25 protein-coding genes and 1 pseudogene are annotated in these 26,142 nt (G+C 47.3%); 4 read left to right on the forward strand and 22 right to left on the reverse strand.

Annotated features, from left to right (window positions below):
* Positions 1-120: 120 nt before the first annotated feature.
* The 22 genes and pseudogenes from I2G42_RS11820 to I2G42_RS16590 all read right to left on the reverse strand — a co-directional run bounded on the left by I2G42_RS11820 (position 121) and on the right by I2G42_RS16590 (position 21,077).
* Positions 121-486, reverse strand: a complete 366-nt coding sequence (locus tag I2G42_RS11820) for a cysteine-rich VLP domain-containing protein (protein ID WP_195531091.1) — start codon at positions 484-486, stop codon at positions 121-123.
* Positions 483-689 (reverse strand): transposon-transfer assisting family protein, encoded by a 207-nt coding sequence (locus I2G42_RS11825; protein ID WP_074034202.1) that lies wholly within the window; start codon positions 687-689, stop codon positions 483-485. The genes I2G42_RS11820 and I2G42_RS11825 overlap by 4 nt, the downstream gene beginning before the upstream one ends.
* A gap of 2 nt (positions 690-691) precedes the next feature.
* On the reverse strand, positions 692-4,717 hold the full coding sequence (locus I2G42_RS11830; protein WP_131780864.1) for an antirestriction protein ArdA: 4,026 nt from the start codon (positions 4,715-4,717) through the stop codon (positions 692-694).
* A 218-nt stretch (positions 4,718-4,935) separates the two neighbouring features.
* Positions 4,936-7,026: a DNA topoisomerase 3 gene (locus I2G42_RS11835; protein ID WP_131780863.1), complete on the reverse strand. Its 2,091-nt coding sequence runs from the start codon at positions 7,024-7,026 to the stop codon at positions 4,936-4,938.
* Between the two features lie 123 nt (positions 7,027-7,149).
* A complete protein-coding gene (locus I2G42_RS11840) occupies positions 7,150-7,623 on the reverse strand; it encodes a GNAT family N-acetyltransferase (protein WP_009905261.1) in 474 nt (157 codons plus the stop codon).
* Between the two features lie 22 nt (positions 7,624-7,645).
* Entirely contained in the window at positions 7,646-7,894 is a 249-nt protein-coding gene (locus I2G42_RS11845; protein ID WP_005921256.1) for a DUF3781 domain-containing protein, read from the reverse strand.
* 92 nt (positions 7,895-7,986) lie between these two features.
* On the reverse strand, positions 7,987-8,169 hold the full coding sequence (locus tag I2G42_RS16435) for a hypothetical protein (protein WP_018112825.1): 183 nt from the start codon (positions 8,167-8,169) through the stop codon (positions 7,987-7,989).
* Positions 8,166-8,894: a DUF4366 domain-containing protein gene (locus tag I2G42_RS11850; RefSeq protein ID WP_018112826.1), complete on the reverse strand. Its 729-nt coding sequence runs from the start codon at positions 8,892-8,894 to the stop codon at positions 8,166-8,168. The genes I2G42_RS16435 and I2G42_RS11850 overlap by 4 nt, the downstream gene beginning before the upstream one ends.
* The gene (locus tag I2G42_RS11855) at positions 8,884-9,135 is read right to left on the reverse strand and encodes a DUF4315 family protein (protein WP_195531092.1); all 252 of its coding nucleotides are present in this window, start codon (positions 9,133-9,135) and stop codon (positions 8,884-8,886) included. The genes I2G42_RS11850 and I2G42_RS11855 overlap by 11 nt, the downstream gene beginning before the upstream one ends.
* 31 nt (positions 9,136-9,166) lie before the next feature.
* Positions 9,167-10,954, reverse strand: a complete 1,788-nt coding sequence (locus I2G42_RS11860) for a CHAP domain-containing protein (RefSeq protein WP_426743728.1) — start codon at positions 10,952-10,954, stop codon at positions 9,167-9,169.
* 152 nt (positions 10,955-11,106) lie between these two features.
* Entirely contained in the window at positions 11,107-11,370 is a 264-nt protein-coding gene (locus tag I2G42_RS11865; RefSeq protein WP_025579741.1) for a hypothetical protein, read from the reverse strand.
* Between the two features lie 359 nt (positions 11,371-11,729).
* Positions 11,730-13,892, reverse strand: a pseudogene (locus I2G42_RS11870) (VirB4-like conjugal transfer ATPase, CD1110 family); the annotation flags it as partial.
* Complete coding sequence (locus tag I2G42_RS11875; RefSeq protein WP_018112831.1) at positions 13,840-14,244, reverse strand: PrgI family protein; 405 nt, start codon at positions 14,242-14,244, stop codon at positions 13,840-13,842. The pseudogene I2G42_RS11870 and the gene I2G42_RS11875, both read right to left, overlap by 53 nt.
* A 42-nt stretch (positions 14,245-14,286) precedes the next feature.
* A complete protein-coding gene (locus I2G42_RS11880; protein WP_021434685.1) occupies positions 14,287-15,156 on the reverse strand; it encodes a VirB6/TrbL-like conjugal transfer protein, CD1112 family in 870 nt (289 codons plus the stop codon).
* A gap of 18 nt (positions 15,157-15,174) precedes the next feature.
* Entirely contained in the window at positions 15,175-15,390 is a 216-nt protein-coding gene (locus tag I2G42_RS11885) for a Maff2 family protein (RefSeq protein WP_009906233.1), read from the reverse strand.
* A gap of 244 nt (positions 15,391-15,634) precedes the next feature.
* On the reverse strand, positions 15,635-15,802 hold the full coding sequence (locus tag I2G42_RS11890) for a hypothetical protein (protein WP_165483585.1): 168 nt from the start codon (positions 15,800-15,802) through the stop codon (positions 15,635-15,637).
* A gap of 19 nt (positions 15,803-15,821) precedes the next feature.
* Positions 15,822-15,989, reverse strand: a complete 168-nt coding sequence (locus tag I2G42_RS11895; protein ID WP_018112834.1) for a hypothetical protein — start codon at positions 15,987-15,989, stop codon at positions 15,822-15,824.
* On the reverse strand, positions 15,982-17,772 hold the full coding sequence (locus I2G42_RS11900; protein WP_131780862.1) for a VirD4-like conjugal transfer protein, CD1115 family: 1,791 nt from the start codon (positions 17,770-17,772) through the stop codon (positions 15,982-15,984). The genes I2G42_RS11895 and I2G42_RS11900 overlap by 8 nt, the downstream gene beginning before the upstream one ends.
* Positions 17,769-18,251 (reverse strand): PcfB family protein, encoded by a 483-nt coding sequence (locus tag I2G42_RS11905; protein WP_131780861.1) that lies wholly within the window; start codon positions 18,249-18,251, stop codon positions 17,769-17,771. Before I2G42_RS11905 ends, I2G42_RS11900 begins: the two co-directional genes overlap by 4 nt.
* Before the next feature lie 93 nt (positions 18,252-18,344).
* Complete coding sequence (locus tag I2G42_RS11910; protein ID WP_004611927.1) at positions 18,345-18,563, reverse strand: DUF5348 domain-containing protein; 219 nt, start codon at positions 18,561-18,563, stop codon at positions 18,345-18,347.
* A 24-nt stretch (positions 18,564-18,587) separates the two neighbouring features.
* On the reverse strand, positions 18,588-19,562 hold the full coding sequence (locus I2G42_RS11915; RefSeq protein ID WP_131780860.1) for a DUF6017 domain-containing protein: 975 nt from the start codon (positions 19,560-19,562) through the stop codon (positions 18,588-18,590).
* Between the two features lie 498 nt (positions 19,563-20,060).
* Positions 20,061-21,077, reverse strand: coding sequence for a Stealth CR1 domain-containing protein (locus I2G42_RS16590; protein ID WP_117813376.1), 1,017 nt, complete (start codon positions 21,075-21,077; stop codon positions 20,061-20,063).
* 882 nt (positions 21,078-21,959) lie between these two features.
* Here I2G42_RS16590 and I2G42_RS11925 point away from each other — a divergent pair.
* The 4 genes from I2G42_RS11925 to argF all read left to right on the forward strand — a co-directional run bounded on the left by I2G42_RS11925 (position 21,960) and on the right by argF (position 26,087).
* Positions 21,960-23,003 carry a glycosyltransferase family 2 protein gene (locus I2G42_RS11925; RefSeq protein WP_055220873.1) on the forward strand — a complete coding sequence of 348 codons (1,044 nt, stop codon included), beginning with the start codon at positions 21,960-21,962 and terminating at the stop codon, positions 23,001-23,003.
* Between the two features lie 395 nt (positions 23,004-23,398).
* Positions 23,399-23,854 (forward strand): NfeD family protein, encoded by a 456-nt coding sequence (locus tag I2G42_RS11930; RefSeq protein WP_055220871.1) that lies wholly within the window; start codon positions 23,399-23,401, stop codon positions 23,852-23,854.
* Positions 23,851-24,819, forward strand: a complete 969-nt coding sequence (locus I2G42_RS11935; protein WP_022461086.1) for an SPFH domain-containing protein — start codon at positions 23,851-23,853, stop codon at positions 24,817-24,819. The genes I2G42_RS11930 and I2G42_RS11935 overlap by 4 nt, the downstream gene beginning before the upstream one ends.
* A gap of 278 nt (positions 24,820-25,097) precedes the next feature.
* Complete coding sequence (argF, locus tag I2G42_RS11940) at positions 25,098-26,087, forward strand: ornithine carbamoyltransferase (RefSeq protein WP_055220869.1); 990 nt, start codon at positions 25,098-25,100, stop codon at positions 26,085-26,087.
* Positions 26,088-26,142: the final 55 nt, after the last annotated feature.

The following is a 26,142-nucleotide window of genomic DNA, read 5'->3' on the forward strand; positions in this document are numbered from 1 at the left end:
TAGGTGCATTTTTGGTATCTGTTACGCAATAGAACGCCATTTTTAGGGAATAAGGTATAAAACCCTTGCCGCGTCATTTTCAAACACTGAAATCCCCTTAAATCAAGACTTTTTTTGCCCCTACTGCGTAACAAGGGCGCGCCGTTTTCTCATGCGCTCCGCTGCCTGTCTGCGGGTAATACGCTTCCGGCAGTCCGGGCAGTATTTGACGCTGTTAGAGGTGGACGCAAAAGAAGTTCCGCACTCGGTACAACGCTTTTTATCCTCGGTCTTGAAAAGCTCTGCATACAGCAGCTTATCAAGGGGCAATACGGCGGTCTGAAACCATTTGCAAAGAAGCGAATAGGAAATAAGCTGCGGGCGGACACATTCCTCCCCGTCGTCCAGTAAAATACAGTGTCCGTTATCGCAGTTGCAGCACTCCTTTTTTACAAGGCTGTTGACTTTCCGGCTTTGGGGCGGCGTAAGCCGCTTAACCCCGGTCATACTTCATCAGCGGCGAAAATGGCAAGCTCCACATACTCATTTTCTGTCAGAGGTGCGATTTTCGCAAGGGTACGTTTCGCAAGTTCCCGCATATCCTCGTCCATGAATGGCAGCGCAGCGTTGATGTTCTCCATAAGCCCGCGCTTGCCGCCCTCATTGTAAATGCTCAACAGGTTTGTTTCTTCAACGGTCAGTCTAATCATGTTCATACCTCCAATTCGTGATTTTTTGATTTTGCCGCTTTTTTCTGCGCGGTCTTTTCTTTGTCTGCTCTAAGCTGCGCCCGGATAGAGGGCTTCTTTTCCGTTTTCGCCGCCTTGCCGCGTTCCTTGTCAGCCTTGACAGCTTCCGCAAGGTCAACAAGGGAAATGGTTTCTCCTGCCTTTACCTTTGCTTCCAGTTCTGCGACGGTCGGGGTGTTATTTATCTGCCCGTCAATCATGTTGTAATTTTGCTCTGTGGTCTGCTCGGCAGCTTTCAGATAGTTTTCCGGCTGAACGGGAACAGCAAAAGCCCTTGTGCCGTTCCCCATAATCAAATATTTTCCGTCGTCGGACTGGTGGTGCAATCCATATCCGGCAGCTTCCATTTGCTCGCGGCTCATGGCGGTTACATAGAAAGTCCCCCTCGGTGTTTTGATTGTTTCGCCCGTTTCCAAGTCATCGGGAATGAGGGCTTTTTCCTGCTCCTTGAAAAACTCCGGCACTTCCTTATAACCAAAGCTGTCTACATAGTGGGCGGTGTCCTGCCCGTTCTGATGAAGCACCACCACGTCGGAAACGGAAAGGCTGTGTCCCTTAAAATCTTTCGGGTGGTCGATATTAAAGCGGGTGTAAATATCTTCAAGGGAAGTCCCCGGCGTAAGCTCTGCGGAATAGACAAGGGCATAGTTTTTCGGGTCTACCCGGTGTCCTGTGGCAGTCAGACGGTCGTAAGGTTCAAAGCGCAAGTCCCTTGTTTCGTTCCCGCCTTTTATCTGATAAATGGAAAAGGTGTCTTTGTCCTGTGGGGCTTCCTGTTCCGGCTGCTCCTGTACTGGTTGTTCCTGTGCAGCTACCTTTTGTTGCCGGATATGCGCCCGCTGTAACTCGGTAGGCTTTTCCCCGGTAAGGGGTGCAATCGCTTTCACATAATCAGCCGCATAGTAGGCGTTACTGGTAAGCTGCCGCTGCCATGCCCCTGCTTTTGGCGACCAACGGAAGCCATTACTTTTTAAGGCTTCCCGCGTGGCTTCGTCCGGCTTATCCTCAAAGAAGATTTGCAGTCGGTTCGCTTCGGTGTTTGCTTCCACCTTGCCGCCGTCAAATTCCCAACCGACAAAACCGATTTCTTTTTGCTGTGAAAGGGATTTGATACGGTCTTTTACACGCCGGATTTCTGCGCTGTTGTTGGATAACGCCCAAGTCGCAAAGGGCTTGTCCTCCAAATGCCAACTGCTCGCCATGTCCGCTTTCAGTTTTTCCAGTTCCTCCGGCGGTAAATGCGGGCAGCCGTCAAGGGTCTTATGCTTACGGTAATAGGCGTTTACGGCTTTCATGGTTTCCTGTGATTTTTCAAGGTTTTCCAGTTTCTTTTCTAACTTCTGTACTGCCTGCGGGTCGTCTGCGCTGATACCGCCCATGCCGGTGCTGCGGATTTTATCAAGAAGCCCTTGTATGTCCTGCCATTCCCGGTAATTGCTGTCGCGGGCTGCGTTCTGCTTTTCTTTCTTCCTTGTGGGGAAGTTAGAGCCGCCCGCAATCAGGATAGAGGGAACACGCGCGTCAATCTCATAGCCCTTGTTCATGTTCGCCGCCAGTTTCCGGGCGTAGGTGTCAAGCAGGCTGTCGATTTTCTCATGGTACATCGGGTCTACCCGCTGTTTCTGCCTTTCTGCAAGCTGTACGGCTTCATCAACGTAATGCCTGTATTCAGCCGTCGCGCTGCCTTGCTTATAATCGGAAAAGCTGTTCATATCCTTTGCGCGTTTGGCGGCAGCTTCATTGATAGTGTAATAAGGGGCGGGTGCAGCCTGTTCCGGCTGTGCTTCTTTTTCCTGTACCGGGGCTATTTCTTCGGGAAGCTCCGGCGCGGCTGCTTCTGCTTCGGGTTGTTTGGCGGCTTCCTGTGCGGGCTGCGCCTGTTCGGTGGTCTGTTCCTTATCCTGTGCCTTTTGGATTTCTGCAAAATGCCCGTCTATGGTATCAATCAGACTTGCGGCTGTGCTGCGGATTGTTTCAAGAGAGCCTTTCAGTTCTGCAAGTTCTTTTCCGCTGCTCCACCCGGCGATATATCCAAAAGAATAGTCCGACGTATCAAGCCCGTAATGTTGGCAGACCGCATAGGCGACGCTTTCCGCCTGTACCTCGCGGGTGCGGCGGTCGGGGCGTTCCGGCATGGCAAGGGCGGTATCATGCAGCGTGGCGTGGGCGATTTCATGGATTGCGGTCTTGATATTCTGCAATTCGTCCATACCCTCGTTGATGATGATACGCTTTTCCTCATAATTGCAGCGTCCTTTTACGCCGCCGCTTAGTGCTTCAAATCCCATAGCAAAGGGGGAAGTCTTTTCAAGGGCAGCGAAAAAGTCCTTGTATTGTTCCACGTTGCCTGTCAGCTCATAGGTAAGGGCAGGAAGCTCCTTTCCCTCGGTCTGTGAAATATCAAAGACAGATACCACACGAAAAGCGGGTATCTTGATTTCCTTTTCCTCGGTAACAGGCTTCCCGTCTTTATCGAAAACAGGCTTTTGGGTGTCCGGGTCGATTTTTTCCACCTGTTTCTTGACGGTAAACGGGGACGGCGCAAGTATCTTGATAGCTTTTTCTCCCGGCTTTACATGACGGTCAAATTCTTTTTCCCATTGTTTATAGCCTTTCACAAGATTGCCGCCCTGCATGGCGATAAGGATTGTATTGTTAAGGCTGTAATCATGGAATTTAGACATAGTACGCAGATAATCGGCGTAACGGTCGCTTTCATACAGTCCTAAAATTCCCTGTTCCAGTCGGTCGGTAATCTCTTTCATTTTATCGGCGGGCTTTTCAGAAGATAGGATAATCGGGAGAACCGGGGGTGGCTCTGTGGCGGCGGTTTGTATGGCTGCGGAAGCGTCAAGGTCTGCCTGCTCCTTTTCCTGTACTGACGGCTGCGGCGTTACCCGGTATTCCTCCGGCACGTCGCGCCCGTCATACCATTTTGTAAAGGTGTTGCGGTTATTGTAGATATAGCCCTGCTCGGTAAATCTGCCCCCGTCGTTAATAGCAGCGTCCCGTCCGTATTCCTCATAGAGAAAATAGTTTTTTGCTTCTTCGGGCAGCTCCAACTCGTCCAGTTCTTCAATCAGATAATGCCCGTAATCTTCCTCGCTTTTTATGGACGGGTAAAGCCAGTAACAGTCAAGGTTTTGTGCAAGATTGATAATGTCCTGCAAGTCCCTTGTATGGTCGCCGTATGCCATAGCTGCAACAAATTTTTCCCGGTCGTCGTCAAACTGCATTTTCAAAAGTTCGCTCAAATAGTTCAGCTCGTCAAGACTTTCAAGCTCGGTCAATTTTCCTGCCAGTCCCGAAATAGAGGACTGATATTCTGTGATATGCAGCTCCCCGTAGTTTTTGCCGTCTATGCCGATACGGTCAAAGACTTCTTTCAAATGCTCGGCAGTCGTGGGGAATGATACCCATTCGCCCGCAGGTCTGCCCTCGGTGTACTTTCCAAGATTAGAAAGATACCCGCTTAAAATCGTTTCTGCCATGCGTTCACTCCTTTCGTTTTCAATCATGCGGTGCATAAGTTCGTAGTCCTCCATGCTCATGCTCCCGTCAAATAGATAGGGGTCGGGTTCTTCGCCGTCCCGGTAGGCTTTTTCAGAGAAAGGAAGCCCCGCAGCGTGGGCGGCGGCTCTTGCTTCCTCAATAAGCTCCGGCGGCAGCCTGTCGTCGTGGGCTTCGATAAATTCCCCGATATTGCTATATCCGTTTTCGTAGTGGCGGCGCACTCCGGCGGTCAGCTCGTCAAGGTTCATATTCTCGCCAAGATAGCCGGAATAATAACCGTTTACCACAACGGCGGCAGGGTCAGCCTGCTTGATTTCTTCCATACGGCTTCTGTCCTCCGGGTAAAGGTAGTCGCCCATTTCAAGGTGGAAATATTCTGCGTTCCAAGAGCGTCCCGTTTTCCAAAACGCCACCCAAGCGATACCGTCCCTTAATTCTTCTTGATAGTCCTTTACGGTGTCCCGTAAACTTGCCATGTGTAACCTCCTTTCCCAAAGGCAGCGCGGACGCTGCTTTTTCCTGTTTCATCATTCAGTACCCTGCCGCCCGCCTTTTTGCCAAAGATTTTATATATTTTTTCAAGATTTCAGAGGGTTTGGGACACTTCCCAACAAGCAAAAATCCCCGCCGTTCTCGGTAGAGAAAGCAGGGATTTTACGGAAAAGGGTACTCTTTTCCTATGCTTGCTATTCAGTTATTTTTTCTTCGGAAGCTCCACCCGGTAGTTGACATATTTCCCGCCCGTATCAGCCAATACGATAGTTCCGTCGTAGGTTTTGCCCGTCTTTGGGGAATAGAGCTTTTTCACATTTACCTTGCCGGATTTTAAGAGTGCCGCGGCAATTTTTGGGGTAAAGGTTACTTTTCGTTCTTCAAAGAAACGGTCATTTTTCCACATGGTAAAGCTACATTCCTTATTGCTGCAATAGTAGTTTTTCTTTCCCTCATAGACAGGAGAACCGCAGCGGGGGCAGCTTCCCAACGCTTCCCGTTCCGGCTTGAACATCTGCGCTTTATCATCAGAAAGAAACGGATAGGTCTTTACCAGTTCCCGCGCCATATCCTCAATACCCTCTATAAATGCGGCGGGGTCTTCCTTGCCTTTTGCAATCTGCGTCAGATTGTTTTCCCATTCTGCGGTAAGCTGCGGGCTTGTCAAGGTGTCCGGCAGGACGCACACAAGGTTGATACCGTCCTTTGTGGGAAGTAGCTGCTTGCCTTTTCGCTCCACAAAGCCGCCCTTTACCAGTTTTTCAATGACGGCGGCGCGGGTGGCGGGAGTTCCAAGCCCTTTGCGTTCTGCGTCCGGGTCGGTGTCCTCGTTTCCGGCGCGCTCCATAGCAGAGAGCAGCGACGCTTCGTTGTGAGGTTTTGGCGGTGTTGTGTCATGCTCCGTTACCGTTGCCGCCGGATTTTCAAAGGTCTGTCCCTCGGTAAATGGCGGCAGGGTATTTTCTGTGTCGCTGTCTGCGTCGTCCGTTTCGGGCTTGTTCTTTAAGGCTGTCCTGTATTTTCGGTCAATCTCTTTCCACCCGTCGGACAGTACCGTTTTTCCCCTTGCGGTAAAGGACTGTCCGGCACACTCAAAAACTGCTGTAACCGCTTCAAAGGTATGCGGTACAGCAGTCGCCATAATAAGACGCCCCCCGGCAAGAGTAAGGATATTTCTTTCGCTTTCCGGCAGCGCTGCAAGGTCGGTCTTTGCAAGCTCCATAGTAGGGATAATGGCATGGTGGTCTGATACCTTTTTACTGTTCAGCACCTTTCCAAGCTCCGGCGTGAAGTCTTTTCCCGCCATAAAAGAAAATTTTCCGCAAAGCAGCTTAATAATGCCCGCCGCTGTGTCGCCCATGTCGTCAGTAAGATAGCTGCTGTCTGTTCTCGGATAAGTAAGAAGTCTTTTTTCATACAGGGCTTGTGCAAGGTCAAGGGTCTGTTTTGCCGTATATCCGAACAGGCGGTTTGCTTCCCTCTGTAAAGAAGTAAGGTCAAAGAGTTTCGGCGGGGCTGCGGTCTTTTTCTCTTTCAAAAGGGAAGTACAGACTGCTTTTGACGCTTCGCAAGTCGTTTTTAATGCGTCTGCTTCTGCCTTATCTGAAATTCTTTCACTTGCAGCTTCCGCGCCGGATAAGGCAAGGCGCACATGGTAGTATTTTTCTTTCTTGAAAGTGGTAATCGCTGCGTCCCGGTCAACAAGCATTTTTAAGGTTGGGGTCTGTACGCGCCCCACGTTCAAGGTATGATTGTAAAGGACAGAGAAAAGGCGGGTGGCATTGATACCAATTAACCAGTCAGCCTTTGCCCTGCATAATGCGGAAGCAAAGAGCGCGTCGTATTCCTCGCCGTTCTTCAGACGGGAAAAGCCCTCTTTGATTGCGCTGTCCTCCATAGAGGAAATCCAAAGGCGGCGCATAGGTTTCTTGCAGCCCGCCATTTCATAGACAAAACGGAAAATGAGTTCTCCCTCGCGCCCTGCGTCGCAGGCATTGACGACTTCGGAAACGTCTGCCCGGTGCATAAGCTCTTTTAGGGTTTTGAATTGCTTTTCCTTGTCAGAAGCAACGGTGTACTTCCATTCCTGCGGCAAAATCGGTAAGCTGTCATAGCTCCACTTTTTATATTGTTCCCCGTAGGCGGCAGCTTCCGCAAGCCCTACCAAATGTCCTACGCACCAAGAAACGATATAGCCGCTTCCTGTGAGAAATCCGTCTTTCTTTTCCTTTGCCCCAAGTACGGCAGCGATTGTCTGCGCCACACTGGGCTTTTCTGCAATAACTAAAATCAAATATAAGTTCCTCCTTTCGGGTAAAAGAAAAGAGCAACCGATTTTTCGATTGCTCCTACAAGTGATTGTATAAAATTGTGCGATATGAAATAGTAAAATAATTTGACAAACTGTAGCTTTCGGTTATAGATTTACAATCATAATATATTCCTCATTATTTTCATCAACAACAGTAAATCCCACTTTCTCGTACATCTTGACTGCATAATTACTTTTCTGAACGGATAAGGATATTTTTGAATATCCAGCCAATTTTTCTACCTGTAATAGTTGTTTCAATAATGAAGTTCCAATGCCTAATCCTCTGTATTTTTTGTGGACAGACATAGCAAGCGATGGAGTATCATTATCAATGTGTCCATAATCATTCATAATTCTTACCCAAATAGCTCCTATTACATTTCCCTGCATTTCTGCAACTAAGGCTTTATCGTGTTTTCGATTTCCAAACTCAACGATATATTCTTGTAATTCTGGACATTCTATTACTGATTTAGGTGGCGGTTCAATTCCTTCTGGAATATAAATCGCTTCGTACAAAAAATCACTTAATAAACAGTATTCTTCACTTCTCATTTCTCGTATTATATAGTCCATAATTTCACTCCAAAGTCCGATTTTACTTAACAATATGTGCTGTGATAATTGTATAACTATATGAATTGATAGTAATTTTGATATTTTCAACTTCGCAATACCAATTTTTACCCTGTTTGTATATATTGCAATTTTTATCCAACACCTTATTTTTGCAATACTCAACAACATCTGCTGTATCTATTTTTAGGTTTCTTTTAATTCTATCAATTCCCATTTCGGTTGTATGAATTTTATCAATATTATCAAGCAATATCTTTTTATCTTCCATTCTTTCTTTTCCTCAACTTCAAATTTGTTTAACTCTGTCATTTCCTATGGTTGGAACAATTATATCATATTCCATATCGCAAGTATATCTTTTTATCGTTCTGTCGGTTGTTTGTTTTCAATCTTTCTGATACAGTACCCCACACAAGGGGACTGTCCCTTATAAGGGCAGGAAGCACAAGCCGGGGGATAAAGAACAGGCGGCGCATTATCACGCCGCCTGTTCGGTTTCTGTATCATCATCTTTTCAAAGGGATTGTCGGTAAACAGGGTCATAGGGTTTCTTCCTCCGTTTCTTCATCTTCGGAAGTTTCCCCGGTATCTGCTTCCGGCTCGTCCTCGTCGTAGTCCTCAAAGTCAAAATCTTCAAGGTCGGTGTTTCCTTTCACGTTCTGCTTCGGTTTTACAAACTTAAAGTAGTAGAACACTGCGCCACCACCAAGCAGCACAAAGAGGACTAAGGCAAGCACCGCGCCGGGATTGCCCCCTTTTTCTTTCGGTTCTTCCGGCTGCTCTGTGGGTGTTGGGGTAGGTTCTTTGCCTGTGCAGCCTGTCAGAGTAGTTGCACATACAGGGCAGGACGTATTTACTTTTCCGGCTTCGCATTTCTCCGTACAGTTGCAGACTTCCGGTTTTTTCGTGGCTTCCCCGGTTTCGGTCAGTGCCATAAGGTCGGCTTCGTCCACTTGATTAAGGAAATGTACGGTCTGTTCCCCCTCGGCTGCCCGGTCAATGAGGATATAGAAATAATTGCCGCCTTTGGTGGTAACAGTGATAAGCTGCTTATTGCCGCCGAAATCGTCCACCAGTGTTGCGTTGCCCTTTGGGGTAAGGGGCGGCGTTTCTTCTTTTTCCTCCACAACTACATTGCTGTCGTTGGTCGCGTCCTCTGTAGGCGGCTCTGTGGCTGTCCCCTGTGCATAGGCAGGGACAGAAAAACCGCCCATAAGGATAAGGGCGGCACAAAGGGCTGTCATGGTCTGTTTGAATTTATTCTTCATCTGCATTTTCCTCCTGTTCTTCATAGTCTGTGGCTGTCATGCCGGGGATAGTATCGCCTTTGAGCATGGCGTTAAGTTCCTGTGGGGTCATACGCATAGCGCGTACAAGCTGCACAATTTCAAGGTTTTCCGCTTCGGTTTTCTGCGCTTCCAGTCCTTTTAATTTGTTTTGATATTCTGTGATTTTCTCGCGGGTCTTTGCGATTTCCTTATTGATACGGTCAATTTTTTTGTTTGCCATAAAGTAAATTCTCCTTTCTTTTTGGGGCTGCTTACCAGTTCATCAGCCCATAGCCTTTGATACATTGATAGTTGAGGTCGTAGCTTTTTATCTTGCAGGCGTCGCCGGAATTGCCCTCAACGGTATAGACGCGGCTGCCGTCCCTGCCAAGCACAAGCCCCACATGGTCGGCAACACCGTCTAAATCCCAGTCGAAAAAGATAGCGTCGCCCGGTGCGATATTCTCATAGCCCCGCGCGCCCCATTGTCCCCTTGACTGGAACCAGGGAACGCCTTGCCATTCGCAGCCTGCAAAGCGGGGTTCGCTTTTTCCGGCTTGATTGTAGCACCATGACACAAAGCAGGCGCACCATTCCACGCGGCTGTTAAAGCCGTACCAACTCCAATAGGGGTAGCCGCCCACATTTCCCACTTGCTGCTTTGCAAGCTCCATAAGCTCCGGGTTTCCGGGACGTGTGCCGTTTACAAACTCTACGCCGCTTAAATCCTCGGACGGGCTACCGTCGGGGGAGCCGCCGCCAAAAATCAGCGGTTTGTTGCCCTGTGTCTGTAAGTACACTTTGAACATTTCAAACTGCTGTGGGTTCAGCAGTTCTTCCGCAAGGGAAGCAATCGGCTTGTTTGTCAGTTTCACATTTAAGATACGGTATTCGTATTCTTCCTCGTTGCCCTCCTCGTCGGTGGTGGTGCGTATCTCGATTTCTTCCGTCAGCGTCAAGGTGTACTGTAAGCCGAACAGCCGCTTTAGCTCTGCCTGTGCGCTCTGCGGGGTATAACTCTGCAAAAGGGCAGTCAGATAAGACGCAAGCTCATGTGGGTTATGCCCGATAGTATCAAGGTCATAGCGGTATTCATCATAGCCGCTGTGGGTGCTTTCGATAGCGTCAATCTCACTTTGCAGCTCGTTTTCCATTGCGGCATAGCTCTGTTCCGTTGCCACAAGGTCGCTGTCCTCGGACGTGTAGGAAGTCCCTAACACGCTGTTCATGCTGCCGGAAAACATTGCCCCACAAGAGGAAAGCCCTACCGATACCATGATGAACAGAAGCAGCGCGGTGATAGCGATTATCACGCCTGCCGGGTGTCGCCCTGCAAAGGCAGCCGCTTTTTTTGCTGCTGTTTGGGACGCTCCGGCGGCTGCTTTGGCGGTAGCTGCGCCGCCTTTCTTTACCGTCTTTGCATACTGGCGTTTGATTTTTTGTTTCTGCATGAACCGGGAAAAGGGATTACTTGTAAGCTGCGGGTTTTCCTGCAAGGCTTTGTGATACTGGAAATTGACGTTTGCCTTAAACGCTGCCCGTTCTGCCTTTGCCGCTTCCCGGTAGGGTTTCAGCTTATGGCTGCGGTAGCCCTGTTTTAGTTTCTGCGTCCCGTACCTTGCGCCGCGCTCGGCAAGTTCCTCCGATTTGTGCGCGCCCTCCACGCCGGAATTGTCTTTCTCGACGCTGTGGATTTTGTTGTGAACAAAAATACCCGCTTCCTGCGCGGGGCGGGATAACGGATTATTGTGGGGTTTGCCGCCGGGTAGGGGCTTTTCCTGTTCCTCAAAGTGAAGCCGGGTCTTTGCCTTTCCGGTGGCTTCCTCAAAGGTGCGCTCTTTTACCAGTTTCTTCTGCTTCGGGAGAGCTGCCTTTGCCGCGTCCAGTTTGTCGGCTGCTTTTTCTGATTTTTTGATGTAAGTTTCCAGTTCCGGCGTTGCCCGTTCCTCGTCGGTAAACTGCAAGCGGGAAGTGGAAGTACGCAAAACGGTAGCTTCCTGCGCTTTCTTGACTGCCTTTTTGCTTGCCTTTCGGGTATGGGCTGCGTCAAGGTGTTCCATGACGCGCTCTGCGGTAGCGGTGTCCGGCTGTGAAAAGTTGCTGTCTGCTTCCCGGCTGCTGATACGCTCGGCGGTCTGCTGTGTTTCGTTGACTTCCACCGCACCGTCGCGGGTCATTTTCTGTGTGATTTTATCGCGTGGTTTTAACTGTTTCATAGGCTGCTCACTTCCTCCGGCTTCGTCGTCATAATGCGGTAAAGCTCGGTGTCTTTCGGGAAATGGTCTACAAAGGGCAGCACCACATTTCCGTAAAAGATAAGTCCTTCGCCTGCTTCGGTGTGGGTTACATATTTCATCTGCTGTGGGCTGATATTTAGCTGCTTTGCAAGGATAGCCCGGTCGCCCTGCGCCTGATTGAGCATGAGGACAAAATCAGAGTTTTCAAAGATATTTTCCACCTCGCGGGAAGCAAGCAAGTCCTTGATGTTCTGCGTGATAGCTGTGGGTATCTGTTGTGTGATTAGCGGACAGTTTTTTATCTGTCCCTCCGGGGCTTTCGCCCATTTTCAGCGGTATGTCTGTTCATACCCGGCATAGCATATCTTTTTATCCTGCGGTTTATGCCGCAGACCGAAACGATAGCGGAGCCTCGTGGGGCTGTTATATTCCCGGCTATTGCAAACCGGGGGTCAAGCCCTATGCGTTGCGTGTGTATCAAGTATTACCTTGACACTTCCACTCGGATTAGGATTGCAAAACCTTTCCCGTTTTCTTCTCCGCTGATATTCTTAACCGTTCTTTTCGGCTTCGGTTAAGACGGCATACACAATCCCCATTTGCAAGATTGTAGGGACTGTGCCTGTTTACCTCCCCATTTTCTAAAACGCTTCCAAATCTCCACACTGTAAGCGGCGGTCTGTTCCTCTTTTAAGAGCAAATGAAATTCGTCCATATAGTAGCGGGTAGATTTCTTTTCTGCCCGGTTAATGGTAACGCGGTTCCATATCTGGTCTTGCACAATGAGCATACCTAATTTTTTGAGCTGTTTTCCAAGCTGCTTAATATCAAAGCAGACAAGGCGGTTAGAAAGTTCCACGTTAGTTCTGTGGTTGAACACGTTAAGACTGCCGGAAACATACAGTTCCAACGCCGCCGCAATACGGGCAGCTTCCGGCTCCGGCTGTTTTAACAGCTCGTCGTAAAGGTCGCCCAAAATAGGCATTTTTTCCGGTACAGGGTCAGCAAGATAGTCCCGGTACACATTCCTTACGGCGCGGTCAATGACGGTCTTATCAACGGGCTGCAAGCCCTCCTTGCCGCCAATGACAAGCTCGCAGAGGGACAGGATAAAATCACTTTTCAGTGCAAGGGGGCTGTCGTCCTCGCTGTAATTAAGGTTCATATCCATAGGGTTCACATATTGGGGCGTACCGTCCATGCCTTTCCCGGTCGGGGATAATCGTATCACTTGCCCGCCAAGCCGCTTTACAAGGGCAAAATACTCGGCTTCCGGGTCGCAGATAAAAATATCGTCGTCGGTAATGAGAAAGGCATTTGTGATTTCCCGCTTTGCCGCAAAGGATTTTCCGCTGCCCGGTGTTCCCAAGATAAGCCCGTTGGGGTTTTTAAGCTGCTTGCGGTCGCAGAGTATCATGTTATTACTTAAAGCGTTCAGCCCGTAATAAAGGGCAGCCCCGGTCTGAAATAGCTCCTGTGTGATGAACGGAATAAAAATAGCGGTGCTGCTCGTCGTCAAACCTCGCTGAATAGGGATAAGGTTCTCCCCCAAAGGGATAGAGGACATCAGCCCCGCTTCCTGCTGATAGTCAAGACGGGTCAAGGCGCAGTTGTATTTCTGTGCAATGCCCGCCGCCGCGAAAATGTCATTTTCCAGTTTCCGCTTCGTGTCTGCCATGTTTACCACAAGGAACGTGAGAAGAAACATTCGCTCGTTGCGGCTCTGTAAATCCTGCAATAAATTCTTTGCTTCATTTCCGAAAGTGGCAAGGTCGGACGGGAGTATGTCAATATCGTAACCGCTTCTAACCGCTTTTTTCTGTTCCTCAATCTTCATCTTGTCAAGGTCTGTGATTTTGCGCTTAATGGTCTTGATTGCTTCCGACTGGTCGATACTTTTAATGTGGAGATTGACAATAACCCCTGTTTCCAAGTCCAACATATCCGCTAAGATACGGTCGTTTAGCTCCGGGGCAAGGATTTCAAGGAACGATACCGCCCCCGTCTTTTTCCCCATAGCAAAGTAGCGTCCCTCCCTGAACTTGAAAGAGGACGGGGCGATAAAGTCCTTTGTGGTAAGCCCCGTCGGGGTCAGCCAGTCATAAGAGAATGAGAACGGCTCGCCTGCCGGGTGGAATACCCCATGCAGCACCTTTAAGCGTTCATAGCCCGATAAGGGGTGCGCCGATACGCCAAGCACCTTGAAATTGTTGAGTACGTCGGTTTCAATACGGGAAAGCCGCGCCCTTGCTGCCGCCGGATTGTCCGCTTCAATGGAAAACGTGATGTACTTGTGCTTTACAAGCCCGTTGTTCCCTTTGGCAAGCTGCGCTTTCAGCATATCGGAATACTCGGTGCGGATAGAGTTAAAATCGTCGTTTTGCGGCGGGATATGGATTGCCCGCGCTGCCTGTTCCTGCTGTGAGCCTTGATTGATGAAAGAAAGCTGCACGTTCACGCTCGCGTCAAAGTAGTTGAGGAAATCGCACCAGTTTTCAAAAATGGCGGTCTTATCATCTGCCTGTGCAAGCTGATAGTTGATGTCCTCAAAAGCAATGCTTTTTGAATATTTCCGCTGTGCCACTTTGCAGATACCGTCCGGGTACATGGCAAGATAGGGAATGGTCTGCTGTGCGGTGTGGGCTTTCCCGTCCCCCTTTGCCTGCCGGATAACCGCCGCTATCTGTTTCTTTTCCGCGCGGGTCAGCTTACGCTTGTTTCCTGCGGTTTCCCGCGTCTTTTTTGTCTGTCCTTTTGACAATCGCTGATACCTCCTTTTCTAATGCCCGCTGTTTCTCCAAAAGTGCATATAGGTTTTCCGTCTGATACGGTCGCACTTTGGGGCGGGTCAATTTTGTCTGAATGATGTTCTTTATAACCACTTCAAGGGGCTGTCCATGCTTTTCATACATGGCAACCAAGAAGCAGGGAAGCATGACGACAATCATTGCCATTGCCGCAAGGCTCGTCCCTGCGCTGTCTTTGAGCAAAAAGAAAAGCGGCAGTCCCATAAGAAGTGCCACTGAAAAACAAAGGATTTGCCGCTTTGTCAGATTGAAAGCGACTTTTGTTTTGACTTTGGATAAGTCTTTGGGTACAGGTACATACGCCAAGAAAAAACCTCCTTTCTGCGGGACTTTCCCGCGTGTGCTGTGTTAATGTGCATTGAAAATGGATTTTGCCAGTGCGCCGGATTTGAACAGGGAGAAACAAAGGATAACGGTATAGGCTGCAAGGGAAAAAATCGCGCTGTGCAGATTGTCCGCTACCACCATTTCGCCTACTAAAACTGCGTAAATGCCGACGCATATCATAATGAGGAAGCCTTGAAAGCCCAGTGCAAACAGCCCCTTTAGGTAGTTGTTCCCAATCTGTCCCCATTCCCGGTTTGTCATGGTGGCAAAAGGGATAGGGGAAACGGAACAGTAGGCGTATATCTCAATCATTCTTCCGTAGAGGATAACGGTTATCAGTACGGACATGATTTTCATACAAAGGCTTACAAGGCTCGTTTCCATGACAAGTAACAGTAGTTCGGGGATTTCCATATCTTTTAGTCCCTCCTGCATGGCGGCAAGGGCTTCGGTTACGTCGATATTCGTATCGCCGCCGATTACCCCCGCCGCGCCGGACACAATATGCTGCGCCATATCAAACACCGCCATAGTAATATCAAAGGTATGTGTTACCAAGAAAACGGCAACAAAGGCTTTGAAAAACCACTTGAAAAACATAAAAGTGTCAACGTCGTGCATATTGTTTTTTTCCGTTACCATGCTGATAAGCTCATAACAGAGGACATAGGTAATGACAAGCCCCGCAATGGGTACAATCACATTTTCCGACAGGTTTTGTATCATGCTGAAAATGTTTGCGTTCCACCCCTGCGGGGTCTTGCCTACCTCCGCTGCAATGGTGCCTACTTTTTCATTTACGTCCCCGAACATAGTTGACAGATTACCGTTTATCGCACCGATAAGGATTTCCTTTATCCATTCGTTAATCGCGTCAAGTATGCTCTCCATAGGCTACCCTCCGTAATCTTATCCGAACAGACCGGAAAGAAGCGGTACAAGGATAGTGCCGATAAGGGCAACGCCGCCGCCCGCCATGAGCTGCTTAATGCCTTGTGATTTTGCACCCGGATTGTCGTTTCCATATCCCTCCAAGAGATTGATAACGCCCCAAATGCCTAAGCCTGCGCCCAGTGCGATAACAAGGGTCTGTAATACGTCGATAGCAGAGTTAAAAAATTCCATAAAGCTCCTTTCTGCCGCAAATGCGGCTTGCCCTATAAAAGGGCATAAAAAACGGCGGTCAGTTTTGTAACTGCCGCGGTCATAAGTCCCCGCGCTGCTTATGTGTCTGCCGCGCGGCGGTATTCAGTTTTTAAGTGTGGGCGTTATGGATTTTCCAGTAGGGGCGCGTATTCTGTAAGTTGTCTGTTTCTTTGTTACTGCGTCAATTCCTCCTTTCTTTTCAGCCGGGAACACACATTTTTCGTCATTCCAAAAGATAGCTCCTACGCTGCATATACTCGGTAACGTAAAGGGTCTGTTCCCCTCCGCGTTCCTGCAAATACTCCCGCAGAGCGTTTTCTGCATTTTCTATCATCTTTGTAAAATAACGTTCACGACGTATATCATCAGTTTTTATTTTCTGTCTGCTCATAGTATAACCTCCCGTAAAATCAAAGTTCCCGCCGCACCCGTTTCTGCTCATACAGGGCTTCACACCGTTTCACAAACTGCTGGATAGCTGCCTGCCGTTGCTGTTCCCGTCGCTCGGCAATGAAAACAAGCCCGTTTATGGCTTCTGTGATTTTCTTATCTTTTTTCTTCTGCATACGTCTATTCATGGTCGGTGTCCTCCTGCAAATCTGCTTCGCTGATTTCGTAATAGTCAAAGGGTTCGTCCGGCTTTACAAGGGCGGGTCTGCGCCTTAAATGCTTTTCCATATCAAAGGTATTTTTCTTGTCATAGTCGGAAAGATATTTATAGTTGGGGTGCTTTGTAATGTCGTACTTATCAGAGAAGAACGGGCGCACCCCGCGTAGCTGTAAGATACATTTCCCGCCGTCCATAACCGCAATTTCATCTTCCGTCATAAGCTGCTTGCCTAACTTCTGATAGTTCAGCCCATGCGATACCTCCCGCCCCCGGTTCTCGGAAGTGTTGAAGCTGTCAATGGTTTCTTTCCCCAAGATTTCCGACATTTCTTTGAGGGTGGTTTTCTCCTTTCCGCCTAAGAAAAGGGTGGTGTCGCAGTTGCCGGCTATGGTATCGGCGTTGTCCTTGTAAATGGCTTTTAACTGCGACTGGCTCTGCAAAATGATTGAAGCGGAGATTTCCCGGCTTCGTATGGTGGCTATGAGCTTTTCAAACTTCGGTATCTGCCCAATATTTGCAAATTCGTCTAACAGACAGCGCACATGGACGGGCAGCCTGCCGCCGTATTCATCATCTGCCTTGTCGCAAAGGAGATTGAAAAGCTGCGTGTAAAGAATACTCACGACAAAGTTAAAAGTATCGTCGGTGTCGCTGATGATAACAAACAGGGCGGTCTTGCGGTCGCCTATGGTGTCAAGCTCCATTTCGTCGGTTTCCATAAGGTCGCGCAGCTCCTTAATGTCAAAAGGGGCAAGCCGCGCACCGCAGGAAATGAGGATAGAGCTTCGTGTCTTTCCCGCAGATAACAGGAATTTCTTGTACTGCCGGACGGCAAAGTGTTCCGGGTCTTTTTCCTCCAACCGTTCAAACATGAGGTCAACGGGGGACTGAAATTCCGGGTCGTCCTCGCGGGCTTCACTGGCATTTATCATTTCAAGCAGCGTCGTGAAGTTCTTTTCTTCCTCCGGGGCTTCGTACCAAATGTAGCCGATAAGGGCGCAGTAAAAGAGCCGTTCCGATTTTACCCAAAAATCCTCCCCTGCTTTTTCCCCGTCCCCTTTGGTGTTGGCAATCAAGGTATTTACCAGTTTCAAAATGTCTTTTTCGCTGCGGAGATAGGCAAAGGGATTGTAACGCATGGATTTCTTAAAGTTTATCGTGTTCAGCACCTTTATCCGATACCCGCCGCGCTGTAAGAGCTTCCCGCACTCGACTAAAACCGTTCCTTTCGGGTCGGTTACAACATAGCTTGAGTGCATTTGCATTAAATTCGGCTTCACAAAAAATCTCGTCTTGCCGCTTCCGCTTCCCCCGATAACAAGGATATTTTTATTCCTTGCATACTTCGGCTGCTTTGGGCGGCTGTTCATGGTAAGCCGTTCCGTCTGTGTCAGCAGCACGTTATTCTGAAATACCGGGTCGGTGTAGGGCTTAATATCTTCGGCAGTCCCCCAACGGGCAGAGCCGTATTCGATACCTTTGCGGTATTTCTTTGCGTTCTTGCTTTTTACATAGACAATCAGCCGGATAAGCACCGCGCCGAAAAACCCTATCAGTAAATCCATAGGGGCAAGGCTCGGAAACGGGTTTGCAAAGGCAGCGGAAAAGCCGTCTGCAAGGGAAAGTACCTTGCCGGAAAGGTCAGCCCCCGGCGCAAGGCGTACCGCTTGCCCGACTTTATCAAAAAGATACACAAAGAGCAGATAAGGAATGTTGGGAAGCAGCAATTTTTTCCAGTTGATAGCGTTCATCTTGCAATCCCCCTGTCTTTGTTTTTTACTTTGTCCCGCTGTGCGTTCAGAGCCGCCGCCTTTTCTTTGAGGGAAACAATCAGCTTGCGGATAGAGGGCTTTTGTTCCTGCGTCAGCTTCTTTGCGGAAAACTCCTTGAAAGCTGCGGTCAGTGCGTCCGCGTCCCGTCCCTTGAAAAACACAAGATAGCGGGGCGGGGTTTCGGTGCTGTCTTTCTTTAGGGCAAAGTCAATCCCGTATTTTTTCGCCGTACTCTCAAAGGCTTTGATATTGTCCTTTGTGATTTCAATGTTGGAAACGCCCGCGTTCTGCTCCATAAGCTGCTTTAGGGTCTGCTTTCCATGCGGGATTTTCTGTTTGTCATGCTGCTTTTTCATCTGTGCAAGCAGGGCTTTCATAGCCTTTTGGAGCTGCTGCGCCGTCAGCTTCCCTGTCTTGATGTAAAGGGCTATGGTCTTTTCGTTGGTTTCCTCCTGCAATGGGTGTCCTCCTTTCGTGTTCTATGGTGGTATGCCCGCCGCCGGGAAGCGGGGCGGGCATGAAAAAAGAGCGTCCGCTTTCACGCCGCCCTGTTAAATCCGTACCCGCAGCCCGGAAAGGTCTGCCGCCCGAATACCTACAAGATACCAGTTGTCCCCGTACTCCATACGGGTAGGCTTCCATTTGCCCCGCACAAAGACCTCCATGCAGTCGCCGCAATGCAAGCCCCCGTAATAGTCGTTTACGTCAAAGCGAATGTCGTAGCGGTCAGCGGTTTCATCAAAAATCAAAGCTCCTGTTTTCTGTGTCATCATAAAATCCTCCTTTGGGTTGGTTTACAGGCTTTCGCCCTCGTTGCAGGTGTAATCGGGTATGCCCCTGCTTCTTGCCGACTGGATAGTGTGCCCGCCGTACATATCGTGAGATACAAGGGACGTGTAATAGCTGCCAATCGTAGACGGGGCATTGAAAAGGGCAGCTTTCATGTACTGTTTGATGTTGCGGATTTTGGTGGTGTTTTCCTGCATACAGTCCAGTACAAAGCGGATATGTTCGCTGTTCAGTTTCATAAATTTTGCTTTTACAAGCTCTGCCGGGTGGTCGTCCCCGGCGATACGGATTGTTCTTCGTTTTGTGCAGACGGTTTCAAGAATAAGGGCAAGGATTTCCTCTATCCTGTCCCGGTCAAGGTATCTGTCCTGTATCAGATAGTCGTACTCGATATTGTCCTTGATGATTTCCTCATACACGCTATATGCGTCTGTCGCTTCCTTTCGCTTCCGTTCCGACGGCTGTGCCGCGTCCTCTAAGGGAGAGGGATTTAGGGAATGGAAAGGAATGGAATGGGTACTTGATATATCTGTATTTAATTTTTCTTTTTTTGGTAAGTTAGTTTTTTGTATCTCTTTATTTAATTGCGTTGGATTTTCCGACGTCGGGTTATCCGGTGTCGGATTTTCCAATATCGGCTTATCCGCTGTTGGATTTTCCAATACCGGACAATCCAATGCCGGGGGCTGTGGCTGTTCGTAAATGGTGTACTCGATAGCGGTCATTTTGCCTTTCTCGTCGCGTCCCTGCCGCCTTGTGATATATCCGGCTTTTTCAAGCTCCCATACAGCAGTGCGGATAGCGTCGATACTTTCCCGGTTGATAAGGGACAGCCCTGCAAGGGTGTAGTCCCAATCTTCGGGAAGTGAGAGCATTTGCGACAACAAGCCCTTTGCCTTTAGAGAAAGTTCCTTGTTGCGTAAATGGTGGTTGCTCATAACCGTATAACCTTTGTTCTTTTCCACGCGGAAAACTGCCATAGCTTCATCACTCCTTTGGTTGGATTTGTTACGCAGTAGAAACGCGGTTTTGAGGGAAAAGGTATCAACCCTTGTCTTTCTTATTTCCGCGCTCTAAGAGCCGCATAAATCAAGGCTTTTTTGCCCCTTACTGCGTAACATGAGGGCATAAAAATAGCGGCGTTCCTGTTCTCCTGTGTAGGAGTGAGAAACGCCGCCTTATAGGTGGTGCTTATTTTATTTTTTCTTTTCGACGTGTCGCGTAAAGTGGTGCAGCGGTCTATCCGGCAACTTCGCAGGTGCTTTTGCATATCAAGGCTCAATTCGTTAAAAGTAGTAAATGAGTAGTAAAATCAATCTGCAAACCTGCGAATATGCCTGTAAATCAAGCGTTTTTCAAGACAATCAACTAATTTGGGGTAAAAATGTTACTATTTCGATTAAAAAACAAGAACGTTCCGATAACGTAATGCCAAAATAGATGCAGATAAATTTCCGCCTCTGAATATGGAACAAAATTTACTTTTCAAACTGTGATTTCTGCGGAAAAAGTTTGGAAAAGGCATCGTTCAGTTCCCGTTTTACATGTTCATATGGGATTTCAAAATTGCTGTCATTGATGCAGATGCACTTTGCAGTCTGCTTTGTGATTGTCTTTACCAGTTCCGGGTTTTCCGGTTTTAAATTGAAGTATTTACAGAACTTGTGCGTGTTTCTTGGAACGAAATCACCACTCAGTTTCTGATATTCCCGCAGAACATATTGGCTCACATCATCTTTATGACGAAATGGGTGGCTGCAGACACCGTCTAACAATTCTTCTTCCTTTTCCCAGAAGAAACGATAAGTCTCCTTTTTCAAAGGAGACGGGCCATGAACGGTGTAAAAACCGGTAAATCGTGGAAATGCCATTTCCAGAAGATTATATCCAAAGTACATGGGAGGATATCCGATGTGAAAATAGGCACCTGGCTGCTTTTTCATGTTTTCCCGTTTGTCAAAGTACTTGGCAAGCAGCATAGTATTGTTCAGATAGATATATGGCATAATGGTATCTTCTACGTTTGCAACATCGGGCTGCAGGGCAAGCATATCAACGGGTTTTCCGTTTTCAAAAAAATCGGTTGGCTTTATTGGATGCAGCAAAAACATATCATCATTAAAATAAACAAAGTGTTCCGACAGATTTTTTATCCGGTGGAAATTCCACTCAATGGAATGCGAGTTAAAGGTGGGGAGATATTTTTCGGGAATAAAATCTTTGTGTGAAACAATCTGCAATTTTGGACATTCTGTATTGAGCCACGCCGGCAGATGACCGCATGTTACAAAATATACGTTATTTACCCATGGAGCAAAGTTTTCTATCGAACGAAATAGATACTTTAGAATTTCCCAGTCGCGATAGCGTTCAATACGGTCGTCGATATCAACAGAAACTCCTTGCTTTTTTTTGGCGTTCTGTTTTTGGCGAAACCATAAGGGGTCTGATCCGTCCACCCATGTGATGACAAAATCAATGATCTGTTTTTTCATTTGTAACGATCCTTTCGTATATTGTACCAAAAAAAACAGTATACTTTCGATAACGAAACAGTACAAAAAATCAGTTTACATTGTCAAAGTTGTTCAATTTTCTTTGTAGAAGTTGATATATTTTTTTCTTTACTTTAATAGTGAGAACGATTTATTTAGTGTTTAAGGAATTTTTTGATATAATGTATAAATGTTGTTGGTATACAATTCAGTATAATCTTTTTCCAGATATGTTTGTACAATTTGGTTTTGAATCTGCACATTGCGCCCTGTTACTATGTACATAGGCTCTCTGTGCTCGAATAAATTTTGAATATGCTGAAAAATTTCATTTGAAAGCATCGAAAAATGGTCTGCTGTAATACAGTATTTGTCATAAGGTTCAAGTCCAGACAGCAGCCATTGGGAACTTGTCTCATAATTATATACACTGGACCGCTCATTTTCTGGTATTTTATTTAAGATAGCATCTGGTAATAATGGATATATCCATTTCCAAGATTCATGATTAACAACATGACAAAAGCATCCAGACAGATAAAACGTATTTTTTTATGATCTGTTCGCCAAAGCCATATATTGATGCAACTGCTAAGTAGGAATACTGCCAGTAATGTCCAACGTGCAGAATATATCCGAAAAATGTTTTCAGGAAAAATAGGAATGGGTGTGCAAATGTTTGACCCTTTTATAACTTTAGCACAACATATACTGTGGTGTAAAGAGTGGATGAGAAATAGCTTGTTTTATAGAATAATGGAGGAATCAATACGCTGAGACATTTGTAAATGAAAACAAAAAGAAAGCAAAGTTCAGTTGACGTTTCTTTAAAAATCCGCTATATTTTGGGTACAAAGAATAGGAGAAGAGGAAAGAAAAAAGATGTTTTATCCACTGGTAAGTGTGATTATTCCGGTCTATCAGGCGGAAAAATTTCTGACGGAGTGTGTTGAGAGCGTACGAAAACAGGACTATTCAGAGTTGGAGATTGTTTTGGTGAATGACGGTTCAACAGATCGTTCCAATCAAATGTGTGAGGAACTTGCTGCAGCAGATCCAAGAATCCGTGTGATTCATCAGAATAATAAAGGCAGTGGAGCAGCCAGAAATGCAGGGATAAAAGAAGCAACAGGAAAATATCTTCTCTTCCTGGATGCAGACGACAAGCTGGACGATTCATCTGCCATACGTTCCCTTGCCGCACGGGCAGAAAGAGAGCAGGCAGATATTGTGATCGGAACATATCGCAGATGGAGGGCGAATGGCGAAAAAGTGAAATGCTGCAGTAATCTGGAAAAAGAAAACCCGGACAGCGCAGAGTTCCGGTTTCATGGATTTTTTCAAAAAGGAACGCTTTCTTACGACTGGGGAAAACTCTACCGCAAATCTTTTCTGGAGTCTCACGATTTGTGGATTCCCCCATACAGTTACGCCGAAGACAAGGCACATAATTTTAGATGCTGTGCATGCCATCCGAAATATGCTTTTGTCCCACAGAGCATCGTTCTTTACCGTGAAAATCTCCAGTCCCTGACATATCAACCGAAAAAGAATCTGATGAGAAACTGGATTTTGATTGCATCTGATTTTGAACAGTTTCTGAAAGAAAAGCATCTTTCCAGAGAATATGGAGATCTGATTTTCTTTCATCTGCTCATTGGTGCAATGTATCTTGCCAAAGAAGAAATGACATATCAAGGGAAAAAAATTCGTGTCGCGGCGAAGATATTAAAGCAATACAGCAGAAACCCGTTTGTAGAACAAAAACTGACACTAAAAGAGTGCATTCGTTATACAAGGCAGATTAAATCGCTGTTTTGGAAATTATTAGCATTTACCTTGGTACTTTTTATACAGATGCATATGTATTTTGTTGTGGCAGCTGTTTTTGTATGGATGTCAAGCCTTGGAATTGATAGTTTATAAATAAAAAATCAGTCTTTATATTTCCTTTCTTTATTTCCTTCTTGAAAGAGCTGTTTTCCAGTTTTTCATTTTTATAGCCATTCCTTTCACTTCACACAGGTGCAAAACGTTATGAAAATGTAATCTGCTTTTTCGAACGCTTTAAACATTACAAATTTCTTCGTTTCTATAACTGCATCACAACAGATAGGAGTGTGTAAAGAATGGTTGTAGCCGTTTTAAAATGAAAAGATGTGATGGAAGAATAAGAAGATCGGGTTTTCTGCGCTGTCTCTGTGCGACCAGTTCTTAAAATCCTGTCTTTTTTCTGAATATTCCACCTCTCCGCTTGCTATTTTCATTCTCATATAGTATCATGAATCCAACAGCCAAGAAATCGGAAAGGAGAGAGGAGCATGGAATATGCAGTGTACTGGCTGATTGCGCTTGTGGTTTTGCTGGTGATTGAGGCGGCAACGTTAGGTCTGGCAACCATCTGGTTTGCGGGCGGCGCCCTGATTGCTCTGATCGCAGCTATGTGCGGAGCCGGATTTGTAATTCAGATGGTCTGCTTTCTTGTTGTATCGCTGATACTTCTGATTTTTACACGTCCTGTAGCCGTCCGTTTCCTGAATAAGGATACCTTAAAAACAAATGTAGACCGCGTGATTGGAATGGAAGGGATCGTCGCAGAAGAGATTTCCAACCTGGCAGGCACCGGAAAGGTATCGCTGGGCGGAAACACCTGGACTGCGAGAACGGAAAGCGAAGGAGGCATTATCCCGAAAGAGACCGTGGTGGAAGTGCTCCGTGTGGAAGGCGTCAAGCTGATTGTAAAGGTCAAAGAAAAAGAAGGAGGAAATGAAACATGAGTGGTGGAGGAATTGCAGGAATTTTAATGATTTTTCTTCTTGTGATTGTACTGTTTATTGCAGCATCGTGTGTGAAGATCGTGCCGCAGGCCAGTGCTTACGTTGTTGAGAGTCTTGGAAAATACAAAGGCACCTGGGCAACCGGTCTTCATTTTAAGGTTCCGTTTATCGAGCGCGTGGCAATCCGCGTGAACTTAAAAGAGCAGGTGGTGGATTTCCCGCCGCAGCCGGTCATTACAAAAGATAACGTTACGATGCAGATTGATACGGTCGTATTTTTCCAGATTACCGATCCGAAGCTGTTCGCATACGGTGTTGTAAATCCGCTGATGGCCATTGAAAACCTGACCGCAACGACACTTCGAAACATCATCGGAGATCTGGAGCTGGACGAAACACTGACATCCCGTGAGATTATCAACACGAAGATGCAGGCAGCTCTCGATATCGCAACCGACCCGTGGGGCATTAAAGTCAACCGTGTTGAGCTGAAAAACATCATGCCTCCGGCAGCCATTCAGGAAGCCATGGAGAAACAGATGAAAGCAGAGCGTGAACGCCGTGAAGCAATCCTGATTGCAGAAGGTGAGAAAAAATCGACCATCCTGGTTGCCGAAGGTAAAAAACAGTCTGCGATCCTGGATGCAGAGGCAGAGAAGCAGGCAGCGATTCTTCGTGCTGAGGCAGAAAAAGAGAAACGAATCCGCGAGGCAGAAGGCCAGGCGGAGGCGATCCTCAAAGTACAGCAGGCAAATGCCGATGGTATCCGTGCCATCAAAGAGGCAGGTGCTGACGATGCGGTTCTTACCTTAAAGAGTCTCGAGGCACTTGGTGTTCTGGCGAATGGAAAAGCAACGAAGATTGTTGTTCCGTCCGATCTGCAGGGACTGGCAAGTCTGGCTACCACATTCAAGGGAATCGTGGAAGAGCAGAAAGGCCCGGCAGGGAAAGAAGGACAGAAATAAAAAAGCAGGATTCTCCCGTGAAACGCATCATGCCGGACACGGGAGAATTTTTTATTGCTCTGCATCCGGAGGGAGCTGCCACTGGCAGATTCTGTAGTTGCCGGTAAGAATAACAGAATAAAAATGTATAAAAATACATATATTATGAATAATACAAGTAAAATACGTAAAAATATACATTTCACCCCTTGACAGATGCGCCGGCCTGTTTCATAATAGAAACCATCTTAAGCGATAAAAATACATTACATACCGATATATTTAAGGAGGAACACACCATGGATTTAAAAGGACGCGATTTTCTGACATTAAAGGATTTCACCCCGGAAGAGATTTCCTATCTGCTGGATCTGTCCGCAGAGCTGAAGGATAAGAAAAAGAAAGGCATTCCGGTGGACACCCTGCGCGGTAAAAACGTTGCGCTGATCTTCGAGAAAACCAGCACCAGAACCCGCTGTTCCTTCGAAGTAGCCGCACATGATCTCGGCATGGGAACCACCTATCTTGACCCGACCGGTTCCCAGATCGGTAAAAAAGAGAGCATCAAAGATACGGCCCGCGTTCTTGCAGGAATGTATGAGGGAATTGAGTACCGTGGATTCGGCCAGGAGATCGTAGAGGAGCTGGCAAAATATTCCAAAGTCCCGGTATGGAACGGACTGACCAACGAGTACCACCCGACCCAGATGCTCGCCGATATGCTGACAATCCAGGAAGAGTTCGGCCACTTAAAAGGCATCAAACTCGTTTACATGGGCGACGCCCGCTACAACATGGGAAATTCCCTGATGATTGCATCTGCAAAAATGGGTATGGATTTTGTAGCCTGCGCACCGAAGAAATACTTCCCGAACGCGGAACTCGTTGCACAGTGTGAAGAGTATGCAAAGGAGAGCGGCGCAACCATCACCCTCACCGAGGATGTAAAAGAGGGAACGAAAGACGCCGATGTTATCTATACGGATGTCTGGGTATCCATGGGTGAGCCGGACAGCGTATGGGAGGAGAGAATCCACGATCTGACTCCGTACCGCGTGACAAAAGAAGCAATGGCAAATGCCAAGGATACCGCGGTATTCCTGCACTGCCTGCCGTCGTTCCACGATCTGAAAACAAAGATTGGAAAAGAGATCCACGACCGTTACGGACTGGATGAGATGGAAGTTACCGATGAGGTATTTGAGTCCGCACAGTCGAGAGTCTTCGAGGAAGCAGAGAACCGCATGCACACGATCAAAGCTGTGATGGCAGCAACGCTTGGTGCATAAACTTTCTGGTGGAAAAACCGGAACAGACTGTGTATAATAGAAGAATGGCAAGACA

This window comes from Fusicatenibacter saccharivorans (genome assembly GCF_015557635.1).
Classification (GTDB): domain Bacteria; phylum Bacillota; class Clostridia; order Lachnospirales; family Lachnospiraceae; genus Fusicatenibacter; species Fusicatenibacter saccharivorans.

Coding starts and splice junctions, on each gene's coding strand:
- I2G42_RS11820 (WP_195531091.1), bottom strand. CDS start 486: ATGACCGGGGTTAAGCGGCTTACGCCGCCCCAAAGCCGGAAAGTCAAC.
- I2G42_RS11825 (WP_074034202.1), bottom strand. CDS start 689: ATGATTAGACTGACCGTTGAAGAAACAAACCTGTTGAGCATTTACAAT.
- I2G42_RS11830 (WP_131780864.1), bottom strand. CDS start 4,717: ATGGCAAGTTTACGGGACACCGTAAAGGACTATCAAGAAGAATTAAGG.
- I2G42_RS11840 (WP_009905261.1), bottom strand. CDS start 7,623: ATGGACTATATAATACGAGAAATGAGAAGTGAAGAATACTGTTTATTA.
- I2G42_RS11845 (WP_005921256.1), bottom strand. CDS start 7,894: ATGGAAGATAAAAAGATATTGCTTGATAATATTGATAAAATTCATACA.
- I2G42_RS16435 (WP_018112825.1), bottom strand. CDS start 8,169: ATGACCCTGTTTACCGACAATCCCTTTGAAAAGATGATGATACAGAAA.
- I2G42_RS11850 (WP_018112826.1), bottom strand. CDS start 8,894: ATGAAGAATAAATTCAAACAGACCATGACAGCCCTTTGTGCCGCCCTT.
- I2G42_RS11855 (WP_195531092.1), bottom strand. CDS start 9,135: ATGGCAAACAAAAAAATTGACCGTATCAATAAGGAAATCGCAAAGACC.
- I2G42_RS11860 (WP_426743728.1), bottom strand. CDS start 10,954: ATGGAACACCTTGACGCAGCCCATACCCGAAAGGCAAGCAAAAAGGCA.
- I2G42_RS11880 (WP_021434685.1), bottom strand. CDS start 15,156: ATGGAGAGCATACTTGACGCGATTAACGAATGGATAAAGGAAATCCTT.
- I2G42_RS11885 (WP_009906233.1), bottom strand. CDS start 15,390: ATGGAATTTTTTAACTCTGCTATCGACGTATTACAGACCCTTGTTATC.
- I2G42_RS11890 (WP_165483585.1), bottom strand. CDS start 15,802: ATGAGCAGACAGAAAATAAAAACTGATGATATACGTCGTGAACGTTAT.
- I2G42_RS11895 (WP_018112834.1), bottom strand. CDS start 15,989: ATGAATAGACGTATGCAGAAGAAAAAAGATAAGAAAATCACAGAAGCC.
- I2G42_RS11900 (WP_131780862.1), bottom strand. CDS start 17,772: ATGAACGCTATCAACTGGAAAAAATTGCTGCTTCCCAACATTCCTTAT.
- I2G42_RS11910 (WP_004611927.1), bottom strand. CDS start 18,563: ATGACACAGAAAACAGGAGCTTTGATTTTTGATGAAACCGCTGACCGC.
- I2G42_RS11915 (WP_131780860.1), bottom strand. CDS start 19,562: ATGGCAGTTTTCCGCGTGGAAAAGAACAAAGGTTATACGGTTATGAGC.
- I2G42_RS16590 (WP_117813376.1), bottom strand. CDS start 21,077: ATGAAAAAACAGATCATTGATTTTGTCATCACATGGGTGGACGGATCA.
- I2G42_RS11925 (WP_055220873.1), top strand. CDS start 21,960: ATGTTTTATCCACTGGTAAGTGTGATTATTCCGGTCTATCAGGCGGAA.
- I2G42_RS11930 (WP_055220871.1), top strand. CDS start 23,399: ATGGAATATGCAGTGTACTGGCTGATTGCGCTTGTGGTTTTGCTGGTG.
- I2G42_RS11935 (WP_022461086.1), top strand. CDS start 23,851: ATGAGTGGTGGAGGAATTGCAGGAATTTTAATGATTTTTCTTCTTGTG.
- argF (WP_055220869.1), top strand. CDS start 25,098: ATGGATTTAAAAGGACGCGATTTTCTGACATTAAAGGATTTCACCCCG.